At 34.5% G+C, this 22,451-nt stretch carries 26 protein-coding genes; 14 read left to right on the top strand and 12 right to left on the bottom strand.

The genetic code is table 11. The features are described 5' to 3' along the window. Positions 1-30: 30 nt before the first annotated feature. Positions 31-903: an aldo/keto reductase gene (locus ACXX80_RS04730; protein WP_458552227.1), complete on the bottom strand. Its 873-nt coding sequence runs from the start codon at positions 901-903 to the stop codon at positions 31-33. Positions 904-1,115: 212 nt separating this feature from the next. Here ACXX80_RS04730 and ACXX80_RS04725 point away from each other — a divergent pair, with 212 nt between their 5' ends. The 8 genes from ACXX80_RS04725 to ACXX80_RS04690 all read left to right on the top strand — a co-directional run bounded on the left by ACXX80_RS04725 (position 1,116) and on the right by ACXX80_RS04690 (position 10,225). Continuing rightward, positions 1,116-2,120 (top strand): AAA family ATPase, encoded by a 1,005-nt coding sequence (locus ACXX80_RS04725; RefSeq protein ID WP_282714165.1) that lies wholly within the window; start codon positions 1,116-1,118, stop codon positions 2,118-2,120. A gap of 81 nt (positions 2,121-2,201) precedes the next feature. Next, positions 2,202-3,065 (top strand): DUF58 domain-containing protein, encoded by an 864-nt coding sequence (locus ACXX80_RS04720; protein WP_458552226.1) that lies wholly within the window; start codon positions 2,202-2,204, stop codon positions 3,063-3,065. A 17-nt stretch (positions 3,066-3,082) separates the two neighbouring features. Further along, entirely contained in the window at positions 3,083-4,714 is a 1,632-nt protein-coding gene (locus tag ACXX80_RS04715; RefSeq protein ID WP_458552225.1) for a hypothetical protein, read from the top strand. Further along, on the top strand, positions 4,714-5,715 hold the full coding sequence (locus ACXX80_RS04710) for a vWA domain-containing protein (RefSeq protein ID WP_458552224.1): 1,002 nt from the start codon (positions 4,714-4,716) through the stop codon (positions 5,713-5,715). Before ACXX80_RS04715 ends, ACXX80_RS04710 begins: the two co-directional genes overlap by 1 nt. A 53-nt stretch (positions 5,716-5,768) precedes the next feature. Then, on the top strand, positions 5,769-6,806 hold the full coding sequence (locus ACXX80_RS04705; protein WP_458552223.1) for a VWA domain-containing protein: 1,038 nt from the start codon (positions 5,769-5,771) through the stop codon (positions 6,804-6,806). Between the two features lie 71 nt (positions 6,807-6,877). Further along, positions 6,878-7,618: a tetratricopeptide repeat protein gene (locus ACXX80_RS04700; protein WP_458552222.1), complete on the top strand. Its 741-nt coding sequence runs from the start codon at positions 6,878-6,880 to the stop codon at positions 7,616-7,618. 20 nt (positions 7,619-7,638) lie between these two features. Continuing rightward, positions 7,639-9,387 (top strand): BatD family protein, encoded by a 1,749-nt coding sequence (locus tag ACXX80_RS04695; RefSeq protein ID WP_458552221.1) that lies wholly within the window; start codon positions 7,639-7,641, stop codon positions 9,385-9,387. A gap of 94 nt (positions 9,388-9,481) precedes the next feature. Next, on the top strand, positions 9,482-10,225 hold the full coding sequence (locus tag ACXX80_RS04690; protein ID WP_458552220.1) for a tetratricopeptide repeat protein: 744 nt from the start codon (positions 9,482-9,484) through the stop codon (positions 10,223-10,225). A 20-nt stretch (positions 10,226-10,245) separates the two neighbouring features. Here the strand turns inward: ACXX80_RS04690 and ACXX80_RS04685 are convergent, their stop codons facing one another. Then, a complete protein-coding gene (locus ACXX80_RS04685; protein WP_458552219.1) occupies positions 10,246-10,749 on the bottom strand; it encodes a CvpA family protein in 504 nt (167 codons plus the stop codon). A 143-nt stretch (positions 10,750-10,892) separates the two neighbouring features. Here ACXX80_RS04685 and ACXX80_RS04680 point away from each other — a divergent pair, with 143 nt between their 5' ends. The 3 genes from ACXX80_RS04680 to ACXX80_RS04670 all read left to right on the top strand — a co-directional run bounded on the left by ACXX80_RS04680 (position 10,893) and on the right by ACXX80_RS04670 (position 12,933). Beyond that, entirely contained in the window at positions 10,893-11,249 is a 357-nt protein-coding gene (locus tag ACXX80_RS04680) for a hypothetical protein (RefSeq protein ID WP_099714087.1), read from the top strand. Between the two features lie 162 nt (positions 11,250-11,411). Continuing rightward, the gene (gene pheS, locus ACXX80_RS04675; RefSeq protein WP_099716240.1) at positions 11,412-12,431 is read left to right on the top strand and encodes a phenylalanine--tRNA ligase subunit alpha; all 1,020 of its coding nucleotides are present in this window, start codon (positions 11,412-11,414) and stop codon (positions 12,429-12,431) included. Between the two features lie 94 nt (positions 12,432-12,525). Continuing rightward, a complete protein-coding gene (locus tag ACXX80_RS04670) occupies positions 12,526-12,933 on the top strand; it encodes a hypothetical protein (RefSeq protein ID WP_417980067.1) in 408 nt (135 codons plus the stop codon). Here ACXX80_RS04670 and ACXX80_RS04665 read toward each other — a convergent pair. From ACXX80_RS04665 to ACXX80_RS04645, 5 genes are all read right to left on the bottom strand, one after another. Further along, the gene (locus ACXX80_RS04665; protein ID WP_417980066.1) at positions 12,904-13,152 is read right to left on the bottom strand and encodes a hypothetical protein; all 249 of its coding nucleotides are present in this window, start codon (positions 13,150-13,152) and stop codon (positions 12,904-12,906) included. The genes ACXX80_RS04670 and ACXX80_RS04665 overlap by 30 nt on opposite strands. Positions 13,153-13,161: 9 nt before the next feature. Further along, positions 13,162-13,377 carry a hypothetical protein gene (locus ACXX80_RS04660; RefSeq protein ID WP_315206073.1) on the bottom strand — a complete coding sequence of 72 codons (216 nt, stop codon included), beginning with the start codon at positions 13,375-13,377 and terminating at the stop codon, positions 13,162-13,164. Positions 13,378-13,416: 39 nt separating this feature from the next. Further along, positions 13,417-14,412: an NAD(P)H-dependent glycerol-3-phosphate dehydrogenase gene (locus tag ACXX80_RS04655; protein WP_458552218.1), complete on the bottom strand. Its 996-nt coding sequence runs from the start codon at positions 14,410-14,412 to the stop codon at positions 13,417-13,419. A 311-nt stretch (positions 14,413-14,723) separates the two neighbouring features. Further along, positions 14,724-15,887 carry an iron-containing alcohol dehydrogenase gene (locus ACXX80_RS04650; RefSeq protein ID WP_458552217.1) on the bottom strand — a complete coding sequence of 388 codons (1,164 nt, stop codon included), beginning with the start codon at positions 15,885-15,887 and terminating at the stop codon, positions 14,724-14,726. Between the two features lie 4 nt (positions 15,888-15,891). Further along, positions 15,892-16,656, bottom strand: a complete 765-nt coding sequence (locus tag ACXX80_RS04645; protein ID WP_458552216.1) for a type 1 glutamine amidotransferase domain-containing protein — start codon at positions 16,654-16,656, stop codon at positions 15,892-15,894. An 8-nt stretch (positions 16,657-16,664) separates the two neighbouring features. Between ACXX80_RS04645 and ACXX80_RS04640 the strand changes: the two genes are divergently transcribed. Then, entirely contained in the window at positions 16,665-17,639 is a 975-nt protein-coding gene (locus ACXX80_RS04640; RefSeq protein WP_458552215.1) for a LysR family transcriptional regulator, read from the top strand. Here ACXX80_RS04640 and nadD read toward each other — a convergent pair whose 3' ends face one another. From nadD to ACXX80_RS04615, 5 genes are all read right to left on the bottom strand, one after another. Further along, complete coding sequence (gene nadD, locus ACXX80_RS04635; protein ID WP_458552214.1) at positions 17,640-18,251, bottom strand: nicotinate (nicotinamide) nucleotide adenylyltransferase; 612 nt, start codon at positions 18,249-18,251, stop codon at positions 17,640-17,642. It lies immediately after the preceding gene. Between the two features lie 80 nt (positions 18,252-18,331). Next, on the bottom strand, positions 18,332-18,907 hold the full coding sequence (gmk, locus tag ACXX80_RS04630; RefSeq protein ID WP_458552213.1) for a guanylate kinase: 576 nt from the start codon (positions 18,905-18,907) through the stop codon (positions 18,332-18,334). 117 nt (positions 18,908-19,024) lie between these two features. Further along, positions 19,025-19,885, bottom strand: a complete 861-nt coding sequence (locus ACXX80_RS04625; protein ID WP_132066362.1) for a YicC/YloC family endoribonuclease — start codon at positions 19,883-19,885, stop codon at positions 19,025-19,027. A gap of 142 nt (positions 19,886-20,027) precedes the next feature. Next, positions 20,028-20,912 (bottom strand): DMT family transporter, encoded by an 885-nt coding sequence (locus ACXX80_RS04620; RefSeq protein ID WP_458552212.1) that lies wholly within the window; start codon positions 20,910-20,912, stop codon positions 20,028-20,030. Further along, a complete protein-coding gene (locus ACXX80_RS04615) occupies positions 20,912-21,262 on the bottom strand; it encodes an arsenate reductase family protein (protein WP_091166548.1) in 351 nt (116 codons plus the stop codon). The genes ACXX80_RS04620 and ACXX80_RS04615 overlap by 1 nt, the downstream gene beginning before the upstream one ends. Before the next feature lie 76 nt (positions 21,263-21,338). On the opposite strand from ACXX80_RS04615, the gene ACXX80_RS04610 reads away from it, so the two are divergent. Beyond that, complete coding sequence (locus tag ACXX80_RS04610) at positions 21,339-21,794, top strand: DinB family protein (protein ID WP_458552211.1); 456 nt, start codon at positions 21,339-21,341, stop codon at positions 21,792-21,794. 37 nt (positions 21,795-21,831) lie between these two features. Further along, positions 21,832-22,290, top strand: coding sequence for a DinB family protein (locus tag ACXX80_RS04605; protein ID WP_458552210.1), 459 nt, complete (start codon positions 21,832-21,834; stop codon positions 22,288-22,290). Positions 22,291-22,451: the final 161 nt, after the last annotated feature.

The raw sequence follows: 22,451 nt of genomic DNA, 5'->3' as shown, positions 1-22,451 counted from the left end.
ATTCTAAAGTTTCTGTATTTAACACTATTCCTAGGCTACATCATTCCCCATGCTTTCGGTCCAAATGGCAAACCAATCTTCTTTGTCTAATTCTAATTCGACAGCTTTCATCAACGATTGAATTCGGGCTACATTTACCGTTCCTGCAATAGGAATAACTTGCGCCGGATGTTTTAAAATCCACGAAAGCAAAATCGTATCAGAGCCAAAATGGTATTTTGAAACCAAGGTCGCCAGTAATTTTTTCAATCGTCTGGTTTGTGGAATATCTTTTCTAAAAACGGATCCCAGCGGATTCCAAGACATCGGACGAATGTTGTTCGCTTGCATATAATCAAAACTTCCATCGATCATAGGCTCGAAATTAGTGGCCGAAAATTGTACTTGATTGTACAAAACTTCTGTTTTTTGACGAATCAATTCGGTTTGTGTAGCAGTGAAATTAGAAAGTCCAAAATCAATAATTTTTCCATCTGATTTTAGTTTCAAAACCGCTTCGGCAATTTCATCGGCTTGCATTAATGGGCTGGGTCTGTGTAGTAAAAGAACATCCAAATAATCGGTGTGTAGATTTTTTAAGGAGTTTTCAACAGACCAGATTATGTAATCCTTTGAATATTCATAATGTTTAATAGTGTTGACGCGGTTTTCCGTGACCATTTGGATACCACATTTGGATATTAATTGCATTTTTTCTCTGGCAATTTTACTCGAGGCAAAGGCTTTTCCAAAATCAGATTCGGTGGTATAATCACCATATATATCGGCATGATCGAAAGTAGTAATTTTGTTTTCCAAGCATACATTAATCATGTTTTCCATTTCTTTGGTATTGAGATTTTTATCCCATATCCCCCAATTCATGACACCCGCTACAATAGGCGATAATTTTGTTTTATTCATGGTTTTTATTTTTTATTGAAATTCATAATTCTGCTATTTCAAAGTATATTTTTCAAAGTTCTTAAAAATATAAAAATTGTATCATAATTAGTCCTTAAAATTAGCGCTTTTGTCGAAGTTTTAACCATTTTTTAACATCTTACTTCTAAAAAAAAATTCAATTTGCACCATCAAAACAAGGGCATTAAATTCAAGGTTTTAAAAATAATAAAATGGAAGAAAATACAGCGACTTTAGACATCAGGGCAATCAATGAAAAAATTGAAAGAGAGAGTGCTTTTATAGACCTTCTCACAATGGAAATGAACAAGGTTATCGTAGGTCAAAAGCACATGGTGGAGCGTTTGTTAATTGGACTTTTGGGTCAAGGACATATTTTATTGGAAGGTGTTCCCGGATTAGCAAAAACATTAGCGATAAATACTCTTTCGCAAGCTGTACACGGATCTTTCAGCAGAATACAATTTACACCAGATTTATTGCCAGCGGATGTTGTAGGAACAATGATCTACAACATTAAGTCAAATGAATTCTCGATAAAAAAAGGGCCAATTTTTGCTAATTTCGTCCTTGCTGATGAGATTAACCGTGCCCCAGCCAAAGTACAATCGGCATTACTGGAAGCCATGCAGGAAAAGCAAGTGACTATTGGCGATACTACTTTCAAACTGGATAGACCATTTTTAGTTTTAGCTACTCAAAATCCAATTGAGCAAGAAGGTACTTATCAGTTACCTGAAGCGCAAGTCGATCGTTTTATGTTGAAAACGGTTATCGATTATCCAAAAATGGAAGACGAGCGTTTAGTGATTCGTCAAAACCTGAAAGGAAGTTATGAAAAAGTAAATCCTGTAGTTTCAGTGGAACAAATTTTACGCGCTCAAGAAGCAGTTCGTGAAGTTTACATGGATGAAAAAATAGAAAAATACATACTTGATATCATTTTTGCCACGCGTTATCCAGAGAAATATAAATTGGCTGATTTGAAACCATTAATCAGTTTTGGAGCGTCGCCACGTGGAAGTATCAATTTGGCGAATGCCGCAAAATGCTACGCTTTTATCAAACGTCGCGGCTATGTAATTCCAGAAGATGTTCGTGCGGTAGTTCATGATGTGTTGCGTCATAGAATTGGAGTTACCTACGAAGCCGAAGCTGAAAACATTACTTCAGTAGATATCATTAACAAAATTGTAAACGAAGTAGAAGTACCTTAAAGTTTGTTTAAGGTTTAAAGTTTCAAGTTGTTGGATTCCAAACTTGGAACGTTAAACTTTTAAACTTTAAACAAATTAAAAATGGATACAAAAGACCTCTTAAAAAAAGTACGAAAAATAGAAATCAAAACCCGAAGATTGAGCGATCACATCTTTTCGGGAGAGTATCATACGTCTTTCAAAGGGCGTGGAATGACGTTCAGCGAAGTGCGTCAATACCAGTACGGAGACGATATTCGTGCGATTGATTGGAATGTAACTGCACGGTACAACGAAGCGCACGTAAAGGTTTTTGAGGAAGAACGCGAATTGACCATGATGTTAATGGTTGATATTTCAGGTTCTGAAAGTTTTGGTTCAAAAAATCAATTCAAGAAGGATATCGTGACTGAAATTGCTGCAACTATGGCTTTTTCGGCGACTCAAAACAATGATAAAATAGGTTTAATTTTGTTTTCGGATGAAATCGAATTGTATATTCCGCCAAAAAAAGGAAGATCACACGTACTGCGAATCATTCGGGAATTGATAGAATTTCAGCCTAAAAGCCGTAAAACAGATGTTGCTCAAGCCTTGAAATTTTTATCAGGAACCCAAAAAAAGAAAGCGATTGTGTTTGTAATTTCTGATTTCATGTCGGAAGATTACGAGCAAACATTAAAAATAGCCTCTAAAAAACACGATATAACTGGGATTCGCGTGTACGATATTCGAGAAGAAAAAATGCCGGACTTAGGTATGGTTTCTATGCTTGATGCCGAAACCGGAGCAATCGAATTGATAAATACCGGTTCGAAAGCAGTGCGAATGAATTATGAAAAACAGTACCACGATAAAGTCAACTATTTTAAAGAAACATTCAGCAAATCAGGTTCAGGTGTCGTAAACACAAGAGTTGACGAAAGTTATGTGACGAAATTGCTTAGTTACTTTAAATCGAGATAAGGGTTCAATAATAAAAGATGAAAAAACAATTATACCTACTACTATTGCTGATTTCTACGGCTGTTTTTGCACAACAAAAGCAAGTAGTCACAAGTATTGACACGATTAAAAATAAAATTGGTGCGGAATTTAAACTGTCTATAAAAACTACTGTTGATACTTCGTCTAAAGTCATTTTCCCAAAACTAAAAAACTTTGGAGCTTTAGAGGTTATTCAGTCGTATCCTATTGATACGGTCAAAATGGATGGTCGTTATGAATTAATCAAAAAATACGGTTTAACCCAATTTGATTCCGGTAGATATGTTGTTCCAAGTATCAAGATTTTTATCGACAGCAAACCGTTTATGACGGATTCGCTTTTGGTTGAAGTGGCGAATGTTCAAGTGGATACTTTGAAACAAAAAATGTTCGACATCAAGGATATTGCTCCAGCAGATAACCCAATAGGTGACTGGTGGAAATACCTATTAATAGTCGCTTTGATTCTGGGTATTGGAGCGTTTATTTATTGGTTTATTAAAAAACGCCAAGAAAAGAAACTACAAGAAGAAATTTATAAAACGCCAATCGAGAAAGCGACTAGTTTGTTGGATACTTTAGAGAAAAAAGAACTTTGGCAAAAAGGAGAAGTAAAAGCGTATTATAGTGAGTTGACTGATATCGCTAGAAACTATATTGAAGAAGCGATAGAAATTCCAGCAATGGAAAGTACGACTTCAGAATTGATTCAGGGTCTTAGAGCAGCTTCTGTCAAAAAGAAAATGACGCTTTCACAGGAAATCATTGAAAATCTAGAGCGTGTTTTAAAACAAGCCGATTTAGTGAAATTTGCCAAGTCAAAACCACTAGATTTTGAAATCACAGAAGACCGAAATAAGATTCAAAAAGCAATTCTGACATTAGACAATTCAATTCCTGTAGAAGTACCAGTTGAGGAAGATGTGTTGTTGAATGAAGCGCAAAGACAAAAACAGATACAAATTCAGTTGCGCAAACAAAGGAACAAACGCATCGTAACCGCCGTAGCTTCAGTTGTTTTTTTATTGGCAGCGACCACTACTTTTTTTATTGTAACCAAAGGATTTAGTTATGTGAAAGACAATATCGTTGGTCATCCTACCAAAGAATTATTGGAAGGAGAATGGGTAAAAAGTGATTACGGAAATCCTGGAATTATCATAGAAACACCAAAAGTGCTTAAGAGAGTAGATTTGACAAAAACACTTCCTAAAGACGGAATGGCTTTGATTAAAGAAATGCAGTCTTTTGCATATGGAAGTGCCTTAGATCCTTTCTATCTTATGGTTTCTACTTTAAAATTCAAACAAGAAACCCAAATAGATTTGGCTAAATCAATGGATGGTGCATTGCAATCACTGGAAGCGCAAGGAGCTCAAAACATGATTGTAAAACAAGAAGATTTTGAAACTAATGAAGGAGTCAAAGGATTGAAAGCCTATGGAACGTTCTCCCAAATTGATAGTGACAATAAGACTACTGCAAAAATGTATTATGAGGCAATATTGTTTAGTCAAGAAGGCGGATTGCAACAGATTTTAATTTTTCATGAAGAAGGAGATAAGTATGGCAACGAAATATCAGAACGAGTTTTGAACTCTGTCGAATTAAAACAAGCAAGTAAATAATGGAGAAAATAACATTTTTAAACCCAGAATTTTTTTGGTTGTTTCTGCTGATTCCAGTAGCGATTGTATGGTTGTTGCGGAAAAAGAACCATCAATCAGCCACGTTAAAAATAAGTTCGTTACAAGGATTTAAAGGTTCTAACTCGTATTTGACAAAGCTAAAGCCGATGTTGAATGTATTTAGAATTATGGCTTTATGCTCTTTGATTGTAGCAATGGCAAGGCCAAGAACGGTCGATGTGAGTAATAAAACTAAAACGACGAAAGGAATTGATATTGTTATGGCAATTGACGTTTCCGGAAGTATGCTGGCCAAAGATTTGAAACCAAATAGAATGGAAGCACTGAAAAGAGTAGCGGCTGATTTTGTTGATGAAAGACCAAATGACAGGATAGGACTTGTGGTATATGCCTCTGAAGCGTACACAAAAACACCGGTAACTAGTGATAAAGCCGTTATTCTTAATGCTATCAACAGCATTAAATATGATACTGTTTTACAGGACGGAACAGGAATTGGAATGGGATTAGCAACTGCTGTGAATAGATTGAAAGACAGTCAGGCAAAAAGCAAGGTGATTATTCTTTTGACAGATGGGGTTAATAATGCCGGATTTATCGAGCCGGAAACTGCATCTGATATTGCCAAACAATACGGAATTAAAGTGTACACAGTAGGAATTGGTACAAACGGAATGGCAATGTTTCCTTATGCGGTAGCGCCAAATGGGCAGTTTTTATTCCAAATGATGAAAGTGGAAATTGATGAGCAATTGATGAAGAGCATTGCTAAAAAGACAGATGGAAAATATTTTAGAGCAACGAGTAACAGCAAACTAGCGGAGATTTACGCTTCAATCAATAAATTAGAAACTACCGAAATTGAAGAATTAAAATTTTATGATTATGATGAGAAATTTAGGTCTTTTGTATGGTTTGCCGGTTTCTTATTGTTGCTGGAATTAGGATTACGAAATACAGTTTTTAAAAGCTTTATATAATGACAGTCGCAAACTGAAAACTGTAACTGAAAACTGCGACTAAAAGTAAAAAAATGGAATTAGACGAAAAAAAATATTTATATCTTCTCTTTATACTGCCATTGGTGGTGTTGGTTTTTCTGTTCAATTTATATTGGAAAAGAAAAAAACAACGCGAGTTTGGCGATTTAGAAATGGTAAAAAGACTGAGCCCGGAAAGTTCTGTTTTTAAACCAGTTTTGAAATTAGTAGTATTGCTTTTGGCATTGACCGGATTAATTCTTGGATTAGTAAATCCAAAAATTGGTACCAAAATGGAAACCGTAAAGAGAGAAGGAATCGACATTGTTTTTGCAGTGGATGTATCCAAAAGTATGCTTTCTGAAGATGTAGCGCCAAATCGTCTAGACAAAAGCAAGCAAATTGTTTCGCAAATTATCAATCAATTGGGGAGCGATAGAATAGGAATTGTGGCGTATGCAGGAAGCGCTTTCCCAGTATTGCCTATTACTACGGATTATAGCGTTGCAAAAATGTTTTTGCAAAGTATGAATACAGATATGGTTTCCTCCGTAGGAACGTCATTCAACGAGGCAATCAAATTATCGTCAACTTATTTTGATGATAAAAAAACGAGTAAGCTGTTGATTATGATTTCTGATGGTGAAGACCATAACGAAGGTGCAGAAGAAGCGGCGGAAGAAGCCAATAAGCTTGGAATTAAAATCATTACAATTGGTGTTGGAACTGAAAAAGGAGGTGCAATTCCATTGAAAAGAAATGGAATTGTCGAAGGTTTCAAAAGAGATGGCAATAATGAAGTAGTTATAACGAAACTGGTTCCAGAAAGTTTAACGGCGATTGCTAAAGCGACTAAAGGCGGTTATGTAAACGGAAACAACACTAAAGAAGTGCTCGAATATATTAAGAATGCATTGAATAATATTCAAAAAACAGAATTTGAAGCAACAGAAATGGCTGATTTTCAATCTCAATTTCAATGGTTTTTAGGTTTTGCTTTTGTTTTCTTATTTCTGGATATTTTCCTTTTGGAAAGAAAAACAAGTTGGGTAAACAAATTGAATTTATTTAACGAGAATAAAAAAGGTTAAAGTATCGGGTTGCATTCCATTATTGGAGCAAAAAAAACTAAGTATACTTTGACACTTACATTTAAAATACAATGAAAAACATAATTTTATACCTGTTATTGCTTTTTTCTTTTGTTGCAAATGCACAACAGAAAGATAGAATATTGCCTAAAGCGAACGAGGAATATGCTGAAAATAAATTTGTAGATGCCGAAGCTAATTATAGGATTTCGGATTCAAAATTTCCAAATAAAGCAACCGCGCCTTTCAATTTAGGAAATAGTATTTACAAGCAAAAACAATCTTCGGAAGCCAAGTTTGCGTATGCTAAAGCCTTGAAGAATTCAAAAACAAGACCTCAGAAACACCGTGCTTTTCATAATTTAGGAAATGTTTTCATGAATGAAAAGGATTATACGCAAGCGGTTGAAGCTTACAAAAATGCCTTGAGAAACGACCCGAAAGATGAAGAAACACGTTATAATTATGCTTTGGCAAAAAAAATGCTGAAAGAAAATCCTCCAAAGGACGATAATAAAAAAGACGACAAAAAGAGCGATAAAGACAAGAAGGACGACAAGAAAGACGGAGAAAAAGATAAAAAAGACAATAAGGATAAAGATAAGAAAGACGATAAGGGAGATAAAGACAAACAAAATAAAGACCCTAAACCGAATGAAAATGGAGAGCCAAAACCAGCTCCAGGAGGAATTTCTAAAGAACGTTTAGAGAATCTTTTGAATGCAGTGAATAAAGAAGAAAAGAAGGTACAGGATAAAGTAAATGCCAAAAAAGTACAAGGAAAACCAGTTAAGACGGAGAAAGATTGGTAGTTCAATTAGATAATTTGAAAATGAAAAGATTTATAGCAGTACTAGTTTTAATGGTGTGCAATTTACTTAGTGCTCAAGTGCAATTTGAGGCTAGAGTGAGTAAAGCGACGCTAGGTATAAACGAGAGACTTCGTATCGATTTTATGATGAATGTAGATGGGGATAATTTTGTGCCACCGTCTTTTGAAGGATTTAGAATTATTGCTGGTCCAAGCCAGCAAGTGAGTCAGTCTTGGGTGAACGGAAGAAGTTCTTTTGAGAAAATATATTCTTATTTTCTTTTACCAAATCAAAAAGGTACATTGGTTATCAAGCAAGCCGCAATCGAATACAACGGGCAAATTTATAAAACATCACCTTTAAAAATAAATGTTACCGCTGCAACGGAACAGCCTAGAGATCCTAACGACCCTCAAATTTCTGCAGATGGTAATCTTTATTTAGTTGCTGATATTTCTAAAACAAATCCCTATATAAACGAACCCATCACGGTGGTTTATAAGTTGTATTTTAACAATATCGGAATCACAAATTCGAACGAAGTCAATAAGCCAAAATACAATGATTTTTGGAGTCAAAATATTGATATAAAACAGTTTGTTGCTGAAGAAGGTATGTTTAAAGGGGAGAAATACCGTTATATTGTACTTAAAAAAATAGTTTTGTATCCTCAAAAATCAGGAAAGCTGGTTATAGAGCCGTTGTCATTAGATATTGATGTTCAATTACCGTCTAATCGTAGGGATATGTTTGGTCGAATGGTTGTCACCGAAGGAACCAAGAGAGTTTCTGCAGGAGCGAAAACCATAAATGTTAAGCCACTTCCCGAAGCAGGAAAACCAGACGACTTTTCAGGCGCAGTTGGAAATTTTGATTTCAAAGTAACACCAACGAAAACCGATTTAAAAAACGGAGAAAGTCTGGACTTAGTAGTTAGTGTAACCGGAAAAGGGAATCTGAAATTATTCAGTCTGCCAAAACCGGTAGCGCCAAATGCCTTGGAAATGTATGATGCAGTTCATGCTGAACAGGTCAACACGCCGCTTTCAGGAATGGCCGGAAAAATTTCAGATAGTTATACCATTGTTCCGCAGTATAAAGGGAATTACCCTATAAAACCATTAAAATTCACGTATTTTGATTTGGTTTCAGGAACGTATAAAACGCTAAGTTCTCCAGAGATAATGATTAATGTTCTCGATGGTCCTTCGCCTACTGATGCGACCGTAGCTTCTGGTGCAAACAAGAATAAAATAGACAAAGTAGAGCAGTTCAAATTCATACAGTTAAAAAGTAATCTTTTGACGATGAATAAGAAAGACTTCTTTGGGTCTAATTTGTTTTATGGATTGTTCTTTTTCCCATTTTTAATGCTGCCTTTAATCGTATTATTCAAAAAGAAAAAAGAAGCTATTGATGGTGATATTACCGGAAACAGAATTCGAATGAATAATAGATTGGCGAAGAAATATTTATCAGAGGCCAAGAAACAAATCAACAACAAAGAACTGTTTTACATTGCGCTGGAGAAAGCAATGCATAATTTCTTGAAAGCCAAGTTGCATATTGAAACTTCAGAAATGAGTAAGGATAATATTCAAGAATTGTTGTTGTCAAGAAATGCGAATCCTGAAACGGTGAATGATTTTATTGCACTTACGGAAAACTGTGAAATCGCGCGATATGCACCATCATCAAGTGTTACTATACAAAAGGATTTTGATAAAGCGGTAGTGATTATTTCAGATTTAGAAAAACAGATAGCTTAACCACCAATGTCATTTCAAGGAGTTGTGAGGCACGTGGCAAAGCAATCTCATGTAGATTTACAAGAATAGTTTATCGACAACTTATAACATTACAATGAAAAATATTTTATACATATTAGTATTGACAACCCAAGTTTTCTTTGCCCAAAACGGCTTTGAAAAAGCAAACAAATATTATCAAAAGGGTAAATATAAGGAAGCGGTTACTGCTTATGAAAGTGTTTTGACAGAAAGCAAACACTCTTCTGAATTGTATTATAATTTAGGAAATACGTATTATAAGTTGAACAAAGTAGCGCCTTCTATTTATAATTATGAAAAAGCATTAGTTTTAAATCCAAATAATATCGATGCCATTAACAACTTGAAATTTGCTCAAAAACGAACTATCGATGAAATTAAAGTAATCCCAAAAGTAGGTTTTGCAAAGCTGATTCGGGATTTTACAGGAATCTACCATTACAATACGTGGGCATGGATTTCTATTGGACTGGCAATGGCGTTCCTGTTGTTTTTTGTAGGGTATTATTTTTCCCAAATTACACTATCAAAAAGGATTTTCTTTTTTGGAATGTTTGTGCTTTTTTTTCTAATTCTAATCAGTGTTTCGTCAGCGATTTTTGAAAAAAGTCATTTTGATACTGAAAAACCAGCTATTGTTTTTGCGGAAATGGCCAATGTAAAGAGCGAACCCAGAAATGGCGGTCAGCCAATATTTGTGCTACACGAAGGAACAAAAGTGTATGTTGAGGAAATCATTGGAAAATGGAAAAAAGTGCAACTAACAGATGGAACTGAAGGCTGGATTGAAAGCAGTGCGATTAAGGAAGTAAAATAATAGTTTTAATTTAATACTGATTACTTTTTCTTCAATTTATCATACCAATTTTCTATCGAAGGATACATGAATCCTGCTGTTTTTTGGATTGGATTATAAAAAATGGACTTGTCTAAGGTTTCTTTTTTGGCTAAAAAATTGTGATAGTTTATTTTTTCGAAAACTTTGAAAACAATTCCTATTATCAAAATTGTTTTTAGGACCCTAAAGAAGCCACCACCAATCTTATTCAACCATCCTAAAAAGGCAAAATCAGCTATTCCGGTGAGGAATTTCCCCAAAAGTGATATTCCAATTACTACAAGGATAAATGTCAATACAAAGGCTACTACTTGAATTGTATTGGGATTCCATTTGACAAATCCAGCTAAGATTTCTTTGATAAATGACGAAAATTTTATGGCAAAATAAATTCCTGCCAATAGCGAAACCAAAGAAGCTAATTCTACAAAAAGACCATTTCTAACGCCTTTATACAAAGCAAAAGCGAGTAATACACCCAAAATAATATCCAAAAATCCCATGACACTTAATTAAGAAAAATAAAAGTGCAAATATAAAAGAATTGTTCTTTACCATTGCCAATTTTCAAGTTCTTATCTTTGCGCAAAATAATTTTATAGATTATGGATTCATAACTCATAATTTATAATTCATAATTAAAGATATGTCAAGAGACACACAACTTAAAGAACGCTGGGAACAGCTTGTAAATATACTTTCCAATCAATTTTCTCAAGGTGAGGATTTAGATCTCGACGCTATTATTTATCTAATTGGTGTACAAGAGCTTGGGAAAGTACACAGTGAATATAAAAAAGACGAAAAATTAAACCTGATGCACATCGCGATTTGCAGGTTATTAGAACCTTATGGTTTCTATGAATTTGAGTTTTTTGATGAAGAAGGCTGGCCACATTACAAAGTAAAAGAGGAATTACCACCGCTTAAAGCTGGAGAACAGTCGGTTTTAATGAAAGAAGCTATTGTAAATTATTTTCTGGAAAGAGAACTGATAGAGTAGTGTTCAGTAAAAAACACCTAGCTTAAATGAACTTTTATGGCTTATTATAGAAGCAGAACAGCGGTGAAAAGTAATCTAACAATTTAGAATGGAAACTTTAAACTTTAAAGAGTATACTTGGAACAAATTCCCTAAATTTGCACTCTCAATTATTGGATGAAAATGATAGATAAGATAAAAGAATATATTGGCGAAGCACAAGCTTTCTCAACGCAAAACGCAGCAGAATTAGAAACATTCCGAATTAAATTTCTGGGAAGCAAAGGACTTTTAAAAGACCTTTTTGCTGAATTTAAAAACGTTCCTAATGACCAAAAAAAGGAATTCGGACAGGTAATCAATTTGCTTAAAACTTCTGCCGAAGACAAAGTAAAAACCATACAGGAAGCTTTAGAAAGTAAAGAAGAAATCAAAGGTTTTTATGGTGATTTGACGCGTTCGGCTGAACCTATAACTATTGGTTCTCGCCACCCTATTTCATTGGTAAAAAACCAAATTATTGATATCTTTTCAAACATTGGTTTTAACGTTTCTGAAGGTCCGGAAATCGAAGATGACTGGCATAATTTCACTGCATTAAACTTACCGGAATACCATCCGGCGCGTGACATGCAAGACACGTTTTTCATTCAAACAAATCCTGATATTTTGTTGCGTACGCATACATCATCCGTTCAGGTGCGTTACATGGAAAATAATAAACCGCCTATTCGTACGATTTCTCCGGGAAGAGTTTTTCGTAATGAGGCAGTTTCGTCCCGTTCACACTGTATTTTTCACCAAGTGGAAGGATTATATATTGACAAAGACGTTTCTTTTGCCGACTTAAAACAAACGCTTTTATATTTCACCAAAGAGATGTTCGGAAAATCAAAAATCCGTTTACGTCCATCCTATTTCCCGTTTACTGAGCCTAGTGCTGAGGTTGATATTTATTGGGGCCTTAAAACAGAAACCGATTATAGAATCACCAAAGGAACCGGTTGGTTAGAAATCATGGGATGTGGAATGGTAGATCCTAACGTTTTGAAAAACTGTGGCATCAACCCTGATGAATACAACGGTTTTGCATTTGGAATGGGAATCGAAAGAATTGCCATGTTGTTATATCAAATCGGCGATATCCGTATGTTCTACGAAAATGACGTTCGTTTCCTAGAGCAATTTAAATCCTCAATTTAGTCAAAAGTTATAAAGTCGTAAAGTCGAAAGAAATACCTGTTTTAGATTTTCCTCGACTTTACGATTTTACGACCTTAGACATTAAGACTAACATATGAAAAAAGACATCATCATCCCCGAAGTAGAAAACGTATTTCTTGCTGTAGTTCAAGAATGGAGTGACGATTTCATGGAAAAAGTGTGGTATGCTTATTTAGTAAATGATAGCGATTACTTAATCGAAAGTGTTATGGTAGTTTCCAAAGCTTTTGGAACTATTGATGGCGAAATGAAGAAAACATCACTTTTGCGTCACGCTTTTGTCGAAGTCCCAGCGGTTTCAGTAGTCAAAATTGAAATGATTGAAAAAAGTGTTTTGGCACTCAACAATGAGTTCATGCTAACTTTCTTTATTGGAGACAAATTATACGATAAAAAGTTTATTTTCAAAGCCAATTCCATCAACGAAACAGAAGTTGAAGAAGTACCTATTTTATTTGTTGACGGCGTTATCGTGAGATAAGTCCATATTAGTTTCACTCTTTATTTTCTTCTTCCAACTAAAATAACTTACCACAAATATTCCGGCCAGAACGAATAATGCGGTACGGATTGTGTTTTTTTCAGATAAATACACCTCTTGAAAAGTCATACTGTATAAATCAAAAGCAGCAGTTATAAAAGAAACTAGTAGTCCCCAAATTAATCCGTATTTAAGTTGATATTTCCATCTTTTACTCATAAAAATGATTTAGCGGCTTTGTTGTTTAACTTTTGATTTCCAGGTAAAATAACCTAAAACAAATATGCCTACAATGATATAAGCAGCTGCGCGAATATAAAAATTAGGCGTAGCAACCTGTTCCGAAAAAGGTATTTCTTTAATGTCAAATAACACATTGAAAACCGTCATAAATACACCCCAAATTCCGCCAGTTTTAATCTGGTATTTCCATCTTTCGCTCATGAAGTGATTGTGTTATGATTATTAAATCTGGTAGTTAAATTAATCCAGTTTATCGGTCAATTTTTTAAACACGGCTTTGGCTTCTTGTCCTTCGTATAAAATACTGTAAACAGCATCTATAATTGGCGTTTTGGCACCATACGCCTGATTAAGTTTGTAAGCGCTTTTTGCGGCATAATATCCTTCGGCAACCATACTCATTTCCATCATTGCTGATTTTACGGTGTAGCCTTTGCCAATCATATTCCCAAACATTCTATTTCTGGAGAAAATAGAATAACCGGTAACCAATAAATCACCTAAGTAGGCAGAATCATTGATGTTACGTTTCATTTTGTGGACTTTTTTGATGAATTTTTTCATCTCACGAATCCCATTACTCATCAATACGGACTGGAAATTATCGCCATAACCAAGACCATGAGCCATTCCCGCTGCAATTGCATAAATGTTCTTTAGCATCGCTGCGTATTCCGTTCCTATAATGTCGTCTGTAATTTTAGTTTTGATATAATTTCCAGATAAATTTTTAGCTACGGTTTTAGCTTTGTCAGGATCTCCGCATGCAATAGTAAGGTAAGAAAGGCGTTCCATTGCAACTTCTTCAGCATGGCAAGGACCGGTAATTACACCTATATTATAATAAGGAATGTCATATTTTACATGGAAATGTTCGCCCACAATTAAGCTTGTTTCGGGTACAATTCCTTTAATTGCTGAAAAAATGATTTTATCTTTTAATGAAACTGTTAATTTGTCTAATTCACCATCTAAAAAAGCAGATGGAATAGCAAAAATGATGTAATCTGCATACGCAACAGCTTCGTTGATGTCGCTGGTCAGTTTCAGTTTATTGATGTCGAATTCTACTGAACTCAAGTAGTTTGGATTGTGTTTGTATGCTTTAAGGTGTTCTATAGCAGCTTCATTACGCATGTACCATGAAATTTCGGTAAGATTTACGCATAACATTTTTGCTATCGCTGTCGCCCAACTTCCACCACCTATTACTGCGAATTTTATATTTTCAGCCATTTTTTATTGAATTTAATCAAAAGTACTTAAAAAAGTACTGATTATACAAATAAAATTAGAACAAGAACTTTGATTTTAAACGTTTTGGAAATACTGCAATTGTGGGCGACAAAAAATTTTTTTAATTTTTTTGTTTTTTAACACAATATAAATATTACTATTTCGTTATTGTTGTTTATTGTTTAAATATTTAACAGAATAATGCGGATTGAATTAGTTAGTTATAGTTTAGAATTTTAAAAGGCGTTCCCATATAAAATGAGAACGCCTTTTTATTTAAAATGCTTCAATCGGTAATCTAGTTATTTGAATTAATAACTCATTTCAACAATAGATTTTACTTTTTCTAAAGTAATATTTTGTTTTTCTCCTAAACCTAACCAACCTCTTTCTTTAAAACGATCCACTATAAAATCTGCCGTTTTATCAAAATCTTTGGTATAATCAGATAATTTAGTGTCCATTCCCATCGTATGGAAAAATTCAACTGTTTTGTTGATGGCTTCATTAGCAATTTCATCATCAGTTCCAGTTAAATTAAAAATACGTTTTCCGTATTGTGCCAATTTTCCTTTTTTGGTTCCAAACATCACTCGGTATAAATTTGGACCTACGACAGCCAAAGTTCTGGCATGATCAATTCCGTATAAAGCAGTTAATTCATGTCCAATCATGTGCGTTGCCCAATCCGAAGGAACTCCTTTCTGGATTAAGCCATTCAGCGCCATCGTACAACTCCACATAAAGTTAGATGCTAAAGCATAATCTTTTGGATTTTCAACAACATCAGGGCCAACTTGAATCAAGGTTTGTAAAATACTTTCGGCAATTCTATCTTGAAGGTATCCTTCGTGCGGATAGGTTAAATATTGTTCTAAAACATGGGTGTAGGCATCTACAACTCCGTTTTGCAATTGTCTTTTTGGCAAAGATTCAATTACCGTTGGATCGCAAATAGAAAACTTTGGAAACAAGGCGCTACCACCAAAGGATAATTTTTCTTGCGTAGATTGAATAGTGACAACTCCGCCAGAATTCATTTCACTTCCTGTTGCCGGTAATGTCAATATAGTTCCAAAAGGAATAATTTTAGATACATCTTTAGTTAATACTCGTTTTTGAAGAATATCAATAGGGTTTCCGTCAAAGTTTACAGCTGCAGAAATGAATTTTACTCCATCGATTACAGAACCTCCACCAACGGCAAGGATAAAATCAATATTATGTTCCTTGATAATCGCAACTGCTTTCATCAATGTTTCAAAATGCGGATTTGGTTCAATTCCTGCAAATTCTACGATTTCAAAACTTTTTAGATTGTTGATAACCTGCTCATGAATTCCATTTTTGAAAATACTTCCACCGCCATACGCCAAAAGTATTTTTGCTCCTTGAGGCACTAGCGTGGATAATTTTTCTATTTGCCCTTTTCCAAAAACTAAATTGGTAGGATTGTATAATTCGAAATTTAACATCTTCTTATTTTTTTGAATTCAATTGGTTCAATAATTTTTCCGCAACTAGTTTAGACGAAGCTGGATTTTGACCTGTAATCAATAAACCATCTTCTACTGCATAAGGCTGCCAATCTCCTATTTTTGAATAAGTTGCACCATTAGCCTGCAACGCATCTTCTAGTAAAAATGGAACAACATTGGTCAATCCCACCGCTTCTTCTTCGGTATTAGAGAATCCAGTTACTTTTTTACCTTTAACTAAAAATTCCCCATTTACTTTTACGTTTTTCAATACTGCTGGTGAATGACATACAAAAGCAACAGGTTTGTTATTCGTGTAAAAAGCTTCAATTAAAGCACTTGAAGATGCATCAGTTGTTAAATCCCATAATGGACCATGACCTCCAGGATAAAAAACAGCATCATAATCAGCTTGTTTAACATCAGCTAGTTTGTGTGTTTTACTAAGTTTAGCTTGTAATTCTGTGTCTTTGTCAAATCTTTTAGTGTCTTCAGTAGCCGAGGATGGATCTGAACTTTTTGGGTCTATTGGTGGCTGTCCTCCTTGTGGCGATGCAATATCAATGATCACTCCTTTATCTGCTAACTCATAATAAGGAGCAGCAAATTCTTCAATCCAAAATCCTGTTTTTTCTCCTGTGTTCCCTAATTCACTATGACTAGTTAGAACAAATAATACTTTTTTCATACCTTTTTTATTTTGTGCAGTTGCTGTGATACAACTTGCGGTTAATGCTATAATGGCAAATAATGCGATTTTCTTCATTTCTAATTTTGTTTGTACAAATTTACGGAGAATATGCTATTAGTAAAAATAATTTAAATTATGTTTGTGATAAATATATTTATATCATGGTTAATCTCGAATGGTATCGAACCTTTAAATCCGTTTATAAAAACGGTAATTTTTCATTGGCTGCCAAAGAATTATTTATCAGTCAACCTGCTGTTAGTCAGCAAATATCAATGTTGGAAGCGCATGTAGGATATAAACTTTTCAATCGAAAGTCTAAAGGCGTTGAACCAACGGAATACGCTAAGTTACTCAATAATTTAATCATTGAAGCATTGGACCGACTGGAAAACGTGGAGAATGGTTTTCGTGCCAAAGCCTTTAATGCCAATCGATTAATTTCAATTGGAATCTCAAAGCATTTGATGCGAAGTTTGGGAAGCGCTTTGGTTTCCAAATTTGATTTTATCGATTTTAGCTTCCATGAAAACGACATACTTTTTGAATTAGTCGATTCTAAAAAACTTGATTTTGCGATTGTAACCAAACAATATGATACGTTTGACACGATTCAGAAAAAGGTTGGGGAAATTAAACAAGTAATTGTCGGTTCCAATACTATCGATGCTTCCGAGTTGAAGTCTAGTATCAAAATAAAGGATTTCTCTGCTATCGAAAATTGGTTAAACGACCAAAAATGGTTCAGCCACAACGCGCAGATTCCGCACATAAAGTTGTTTTGGTTGCATGTTTTTAATAAAAAAAGACCGTCGATGGTTCCCAATTATATTATTCCATCCGAATATGAAATGCTCGAAATCATTTCGATAAATACAGGAATAGGAGTAGTTTGGGATATAAATGCAAAAAATTTAATCGAAGAAAATAAAATCCAATTGTTGTGGAACAGCAAGCAAATGCCAAGTACAGAAGTGTTTGTATTATCTGGTAAAAACGATAATTTGAGTACGATTTTTGAAAATATTCAAGTAGAATTGAAAAGGGTTTTGGGATAATTACTTCTTATAAAAATTATTGTGATCAATGTATTCCCAAACTTTTGCAGGCAATAAAGGCTGCACATTTTTTCCTTTTTTAATATTTTCCCGAATAAATGTCGACGATATTTCTACAACCGGAGCATCAATCATGTGGATTTTTGGATGGTCTTTAAACAGTATATTATCTGTTTCAATTGAAATTGCTTCGCCTGTTCGCCCTTTGGCCTCGAGTCTAGGATAAACATAAATATCATGGTTTTCGAGAATCACTTCGTAGTTTTTCCATTTGTGCAACGATTTTAAATTGTCTTCGCCCATGATTAAGGAGAATTCATAATTTGGATATTTTTCTTCTAAATGGACTAATGTATTTACCGTATAATTAGGTTGCGATAATTTAAACTCAATATCCGAAGGTTTTATTTTAGGAAAATCCTCGGTGGCAAGATGCACCATTTGCAACCGGTGGTAATCATCGAGCAAAGTGCTTTTTTTTTTCAAAGGGTTGTGTGGCGTAACTACCATCCAGATTTGATCTAAATCGGCATGTTCCGCCATGTGATTGGCAATAATAAGATGCCCAACATGAATGGGATTAAACGTTCCGAAATAAAGTCCTATTTTCATTAATTTAAAGATTTAAAAATTAAATGATTTAAAGATTAGAAATAACTTTGAATTTTTCAATTCTTTAATTTTTCAATCTTTTAATCCTTAACAAAATTCTTTACCAATTGATATGCTTCTTCAAGAGCTATAGGCAAATCGTAGTTTTTAATAATCACATCAAATTGTGGCGCTGTAGCCAACTCAACTGAAGCTTTTGCAATACGCATGTTGATTTTGTCATCACTTTCGGTAGAGCGTTCCTTTAATCGTCTTTTTAGTTCATCCACGCTTGGTGGTTTCACGAAAACTGCTAAAGTTTCTTTTGGGAATTTATGTTTGATGCGCAATCCTCCAGATACATCAATATCAAAAATCACATTCTTTCCTTTGGCCCAAATACGTTCCACTTCACTTTTTAGGGTTCCGTAGAAATTATCGCGATAGACTTCTTCCCATTCCAAGAAATCTTCGTTTTTGATATGTTTTTTAAATTCTTCGGTAGACATGAAATAATAGTCTTTACCACTTACTTCTTCGCCTCTTGGTGCGCGGGAAGCTGCCGAAATAGAAAATTCAAGATTCAAATCTTCTTTACTTAATAAATGTCTAACGATAGTAGTTTTCCCTGACCCTGAAGGCGCCGAAAAAACAATTAATTTTCCTCCTGTGCTCATTTTATGCTGAATTTATTTCAGTATCTGTTTATCTTTTCCTGCAAGGTTTCTAAAACCTTGTTGATATGTTATAAAATTAATAAACCTGCAAGGTTAAATAACTTTGCAGGTTAATAATTACAATACGTTTAATACTTGCTCCTTTATTTTTTCCAATTCGTCTTTCATCTGAACGACTAATTTTTGCATTTGTGCGTGATTGGATTTAGAGCCCATCGTATTGATTTCACGTCCCATTTCTTGGGTGATGAAACCTAATTTTCTACCGTTAGCTTCGGTTCCGTTGATGGTTTCTAGGAAATAATCCAGGTGATTCGTTAAACGCACTTTTTCTTCGGTGATGTCTAATTTCTCTAAGTAATAAATTAATTCCTGCTCGAAACGATTTTCATCTACATTCACTTTAAGTTCTGAGATTGCAGTTTGCAAACGGTCTTTTATAGCCTGAACGCGTTCTGGATCAAGTGCTAAAGCTTCAGTCATATATTGACGAATATTGCCAATTCGCAATTGAAATTCTTTTTCAAGTGACATTCCTTCATCTTTTCTAAAGTTCAAGATGTTTTGCAACGCTTCTTCGATAACGGTTTGGATTTGTACCCAGTCGTTTTCATCGATTTCATCGCGTTCTATTTTCATGGTGTCCGGCATGCGAACTGCCATTTTCATTAGTTCAGTTTCATCAGCATCAGCATAAACTTCTCTTAACTGATTGATATATGCTTTTACAATTGGCACGTTCACTTTCGTAGAAGTTTGTTCCGCGGTACTTTCGATAAAAATAGAAAAATCTACTTTTCCTCTTTCCAGTTTTAGTGCAATTTGGTTGCGTAAACCCAATTCCATTTCGCGGTACAGCGAAGGCATTCTCACATTCAAATCCAAACCTTTACTGTTTAAAGATTTTACTTCTACCGTGATTTTTTTGGTTGGTAATTGCAAAGTCGCTTTACCAAAACCCGTCATTGATTGTATCATATAATTTTCTAAAAGAGGTCAAAGATAATAAAAAAGTGCTCAGTGGTCCGTTTTTAGTATTCAGTGCTTTTTTATAAATAGTTTTGGACTTATAAAAAGATTGAAATTAGAAGATTCTAAATCAACGACTGAACACTGATTACTAAACACTCTTCTTCTGTGTAACCAAATAAACGCCGACAAATATCAAAACTGCCGAACCAATTTTCACCAAACTCAATTCGTCTTTTCCTAAACCAATTGCGAAAATGGTAGCAAATAGAGGTTGTAAATAAATAAAAACGGCAACCGTAGTTGGTTTTAATTCTTTCATTGAAAGCAAATTCAACAAATACGTCAGGAAAGTCGAAAAAACCACGACAAACCCTATTTTCCAGCAAATATCCATTGGAACCAAAGCCCAGTTCACAGTTTGAAATTGGCTCCAGCCAAAAGGCAAAACCATAATAAAACCGAATAAATAAATCCATTTTACAAACGTAAACGCATTGTATTTGTCCATTAATTTCTTAACGATAATCAGATAAAATCCATAGGAAATGGCGTTGACCAAAACTAGAAAATTTCCTAATCCGGCGTTTGTGGCGCTACCAATGGATTTTCCGTACAAAATGAGAAAAGCTGTTCCTATCAGACCAAGGATAATCCCAAAAACCATTCGTTTTTGCATGCGTTCCTTCATAATCAATGCCGACAGCGTCAAAACAATCATGGGTGTCGAAACCATGATTACTGCTGCGCTAATAGGGGAAGTAAGGCTTAATCCTTTGAAAAATGTAAGCATATTAAACGCCACACCAAAGAAAGCCGCGGCAATAATTCTAGGAAAATCATTCAGTGCAATTTTCTCTTTTGGCATAAAAAGCCAAACCAGCCAAAACAAAATCACTGAACCGCCTACGCGCAACAAGATGAAACCATAGGCATCAATATATAACGGCATGACATCTTTGGCAATGGTAAAAGTGACACCGTAAATAAGGGAAACTAGAGTGGCGCCAATTAGTGCAAGATTTCTTTTGGACATTATACCAACGCTTTCATTACCTGCAACATATTTTGTTGGGTATTGCCAATATAAATTTTGTCTTTGATGATGAAAACTGGACGACTCAAAAACGTGTAATGTTCCAAAATGTATTTTTTGTAATCATCTTCAGTTAACGATTTATTCTTTAAATCCATCGATTTGTACAACTGTGCTTTTTTGCTGAAAAGCGCTTCGTAACTTCCTGAAAGCTCACGCATTTTTTCTAATTCGGCAACTGTAATTGGATCTTGTTTGATGTCGTGAAATTTAAAATCATGTTCTTTCGGTAATGATTTTATAATTTTTCTGCAGGTGTCGCAAGAAGCGAGATAGTATATTATGTCCATGTAAATAGCGATTTCTTTGTGCAAAGAAAATTCATTTGACACGGAAAATGATTATTTTTATCAAAAAAATAAAAAAATGCATCAAACATTTGATATTGCCAAAGCAAGTAGAAAAGTGTTGTCACAATTTCTGGAAAATTATACGTTGGAACAGCTAAATAAAATGGCTCCGGGATTTAATAATAATCTGATTTGGAATATCGCTCACATTGTGGTGACGCAGCAACGATTAGTCTATAAATTTTCGGGAGTGCCTATGATTATATCGGATGAATTATTCGAAAAATACAAAGGCGGAACCAAGCCAAGCCATGATGTTACACAAGCTGAGGTTGATGAAATCCGGTCATTGCTTTTCGAAACTATCCATCAAACCGAAGCTGATTTTAATAATAAATTTTTTAAAAACTATCAGGAATATACTGCTTCAATAGGTGTAACTATTAAAAACATTGAAGGTGCTTTATCTTTTAATAACTATCATGAGGCACTACATATGGGCGTAATTATGAGTATTAGAAAGTTTGTATAAGTCAAAAAATGATTATTTTTATAAAAAAAAACAAAAAATGAATCAATTATTCGACGTTAGCGCTACAAGCAGAAATATGGTTTCAAAATTTCTATCGGGATACAATCTTGACCAACTCAACACGATTCCGGAAGGATTTAGCAATAATTTGATTTGGAATATCGGTCACATTATCGTCTCACAACAACTATTAGTTTACAAACTTTCTGGTTTGCCTATGATGGTTTCTGATGAATTAGTCGAGAAATACAAAAAGGGAACCAAGCCGGAACATATCGTGACTCAAGCCGAAGTGGACGAAATCAAATCGTTATTGTTTGAAACTATTCAGCAAACTAAAGTGGATTATGATAATCAAATTTTCAAAACATACATGGAATATACCACATCAACAGGCGATCACGTTTTAAGAACTGCCGAGGATGCAATGGCTTTTAGTAATTTTCATGAAGGGCTTCACATTGGAAATATGATAAGTCTGCGAAAATTTATTTAGAATTAACACCTATGAATATTGGGAGCTTTATCCCGCTATTCGCTTATATCTTTTCCTTTTTAAAGAAAAAAGTAAAAGGATATCCGCTTCTATCGGGGCTAGGGAATCGTTAAAAAACACTATTTGGTCTTTAAAAAACATTTCATTTTTTAAAGACCATT

The sequence above is a fragment of the Flavobacterium sp. GNP002 genome (genome assembly GCF_054343795.1).
Note: the sequence above shows the minus strand (reverse complement) of the source record. Positions and strands in the feature narration are given on the sequence as shown.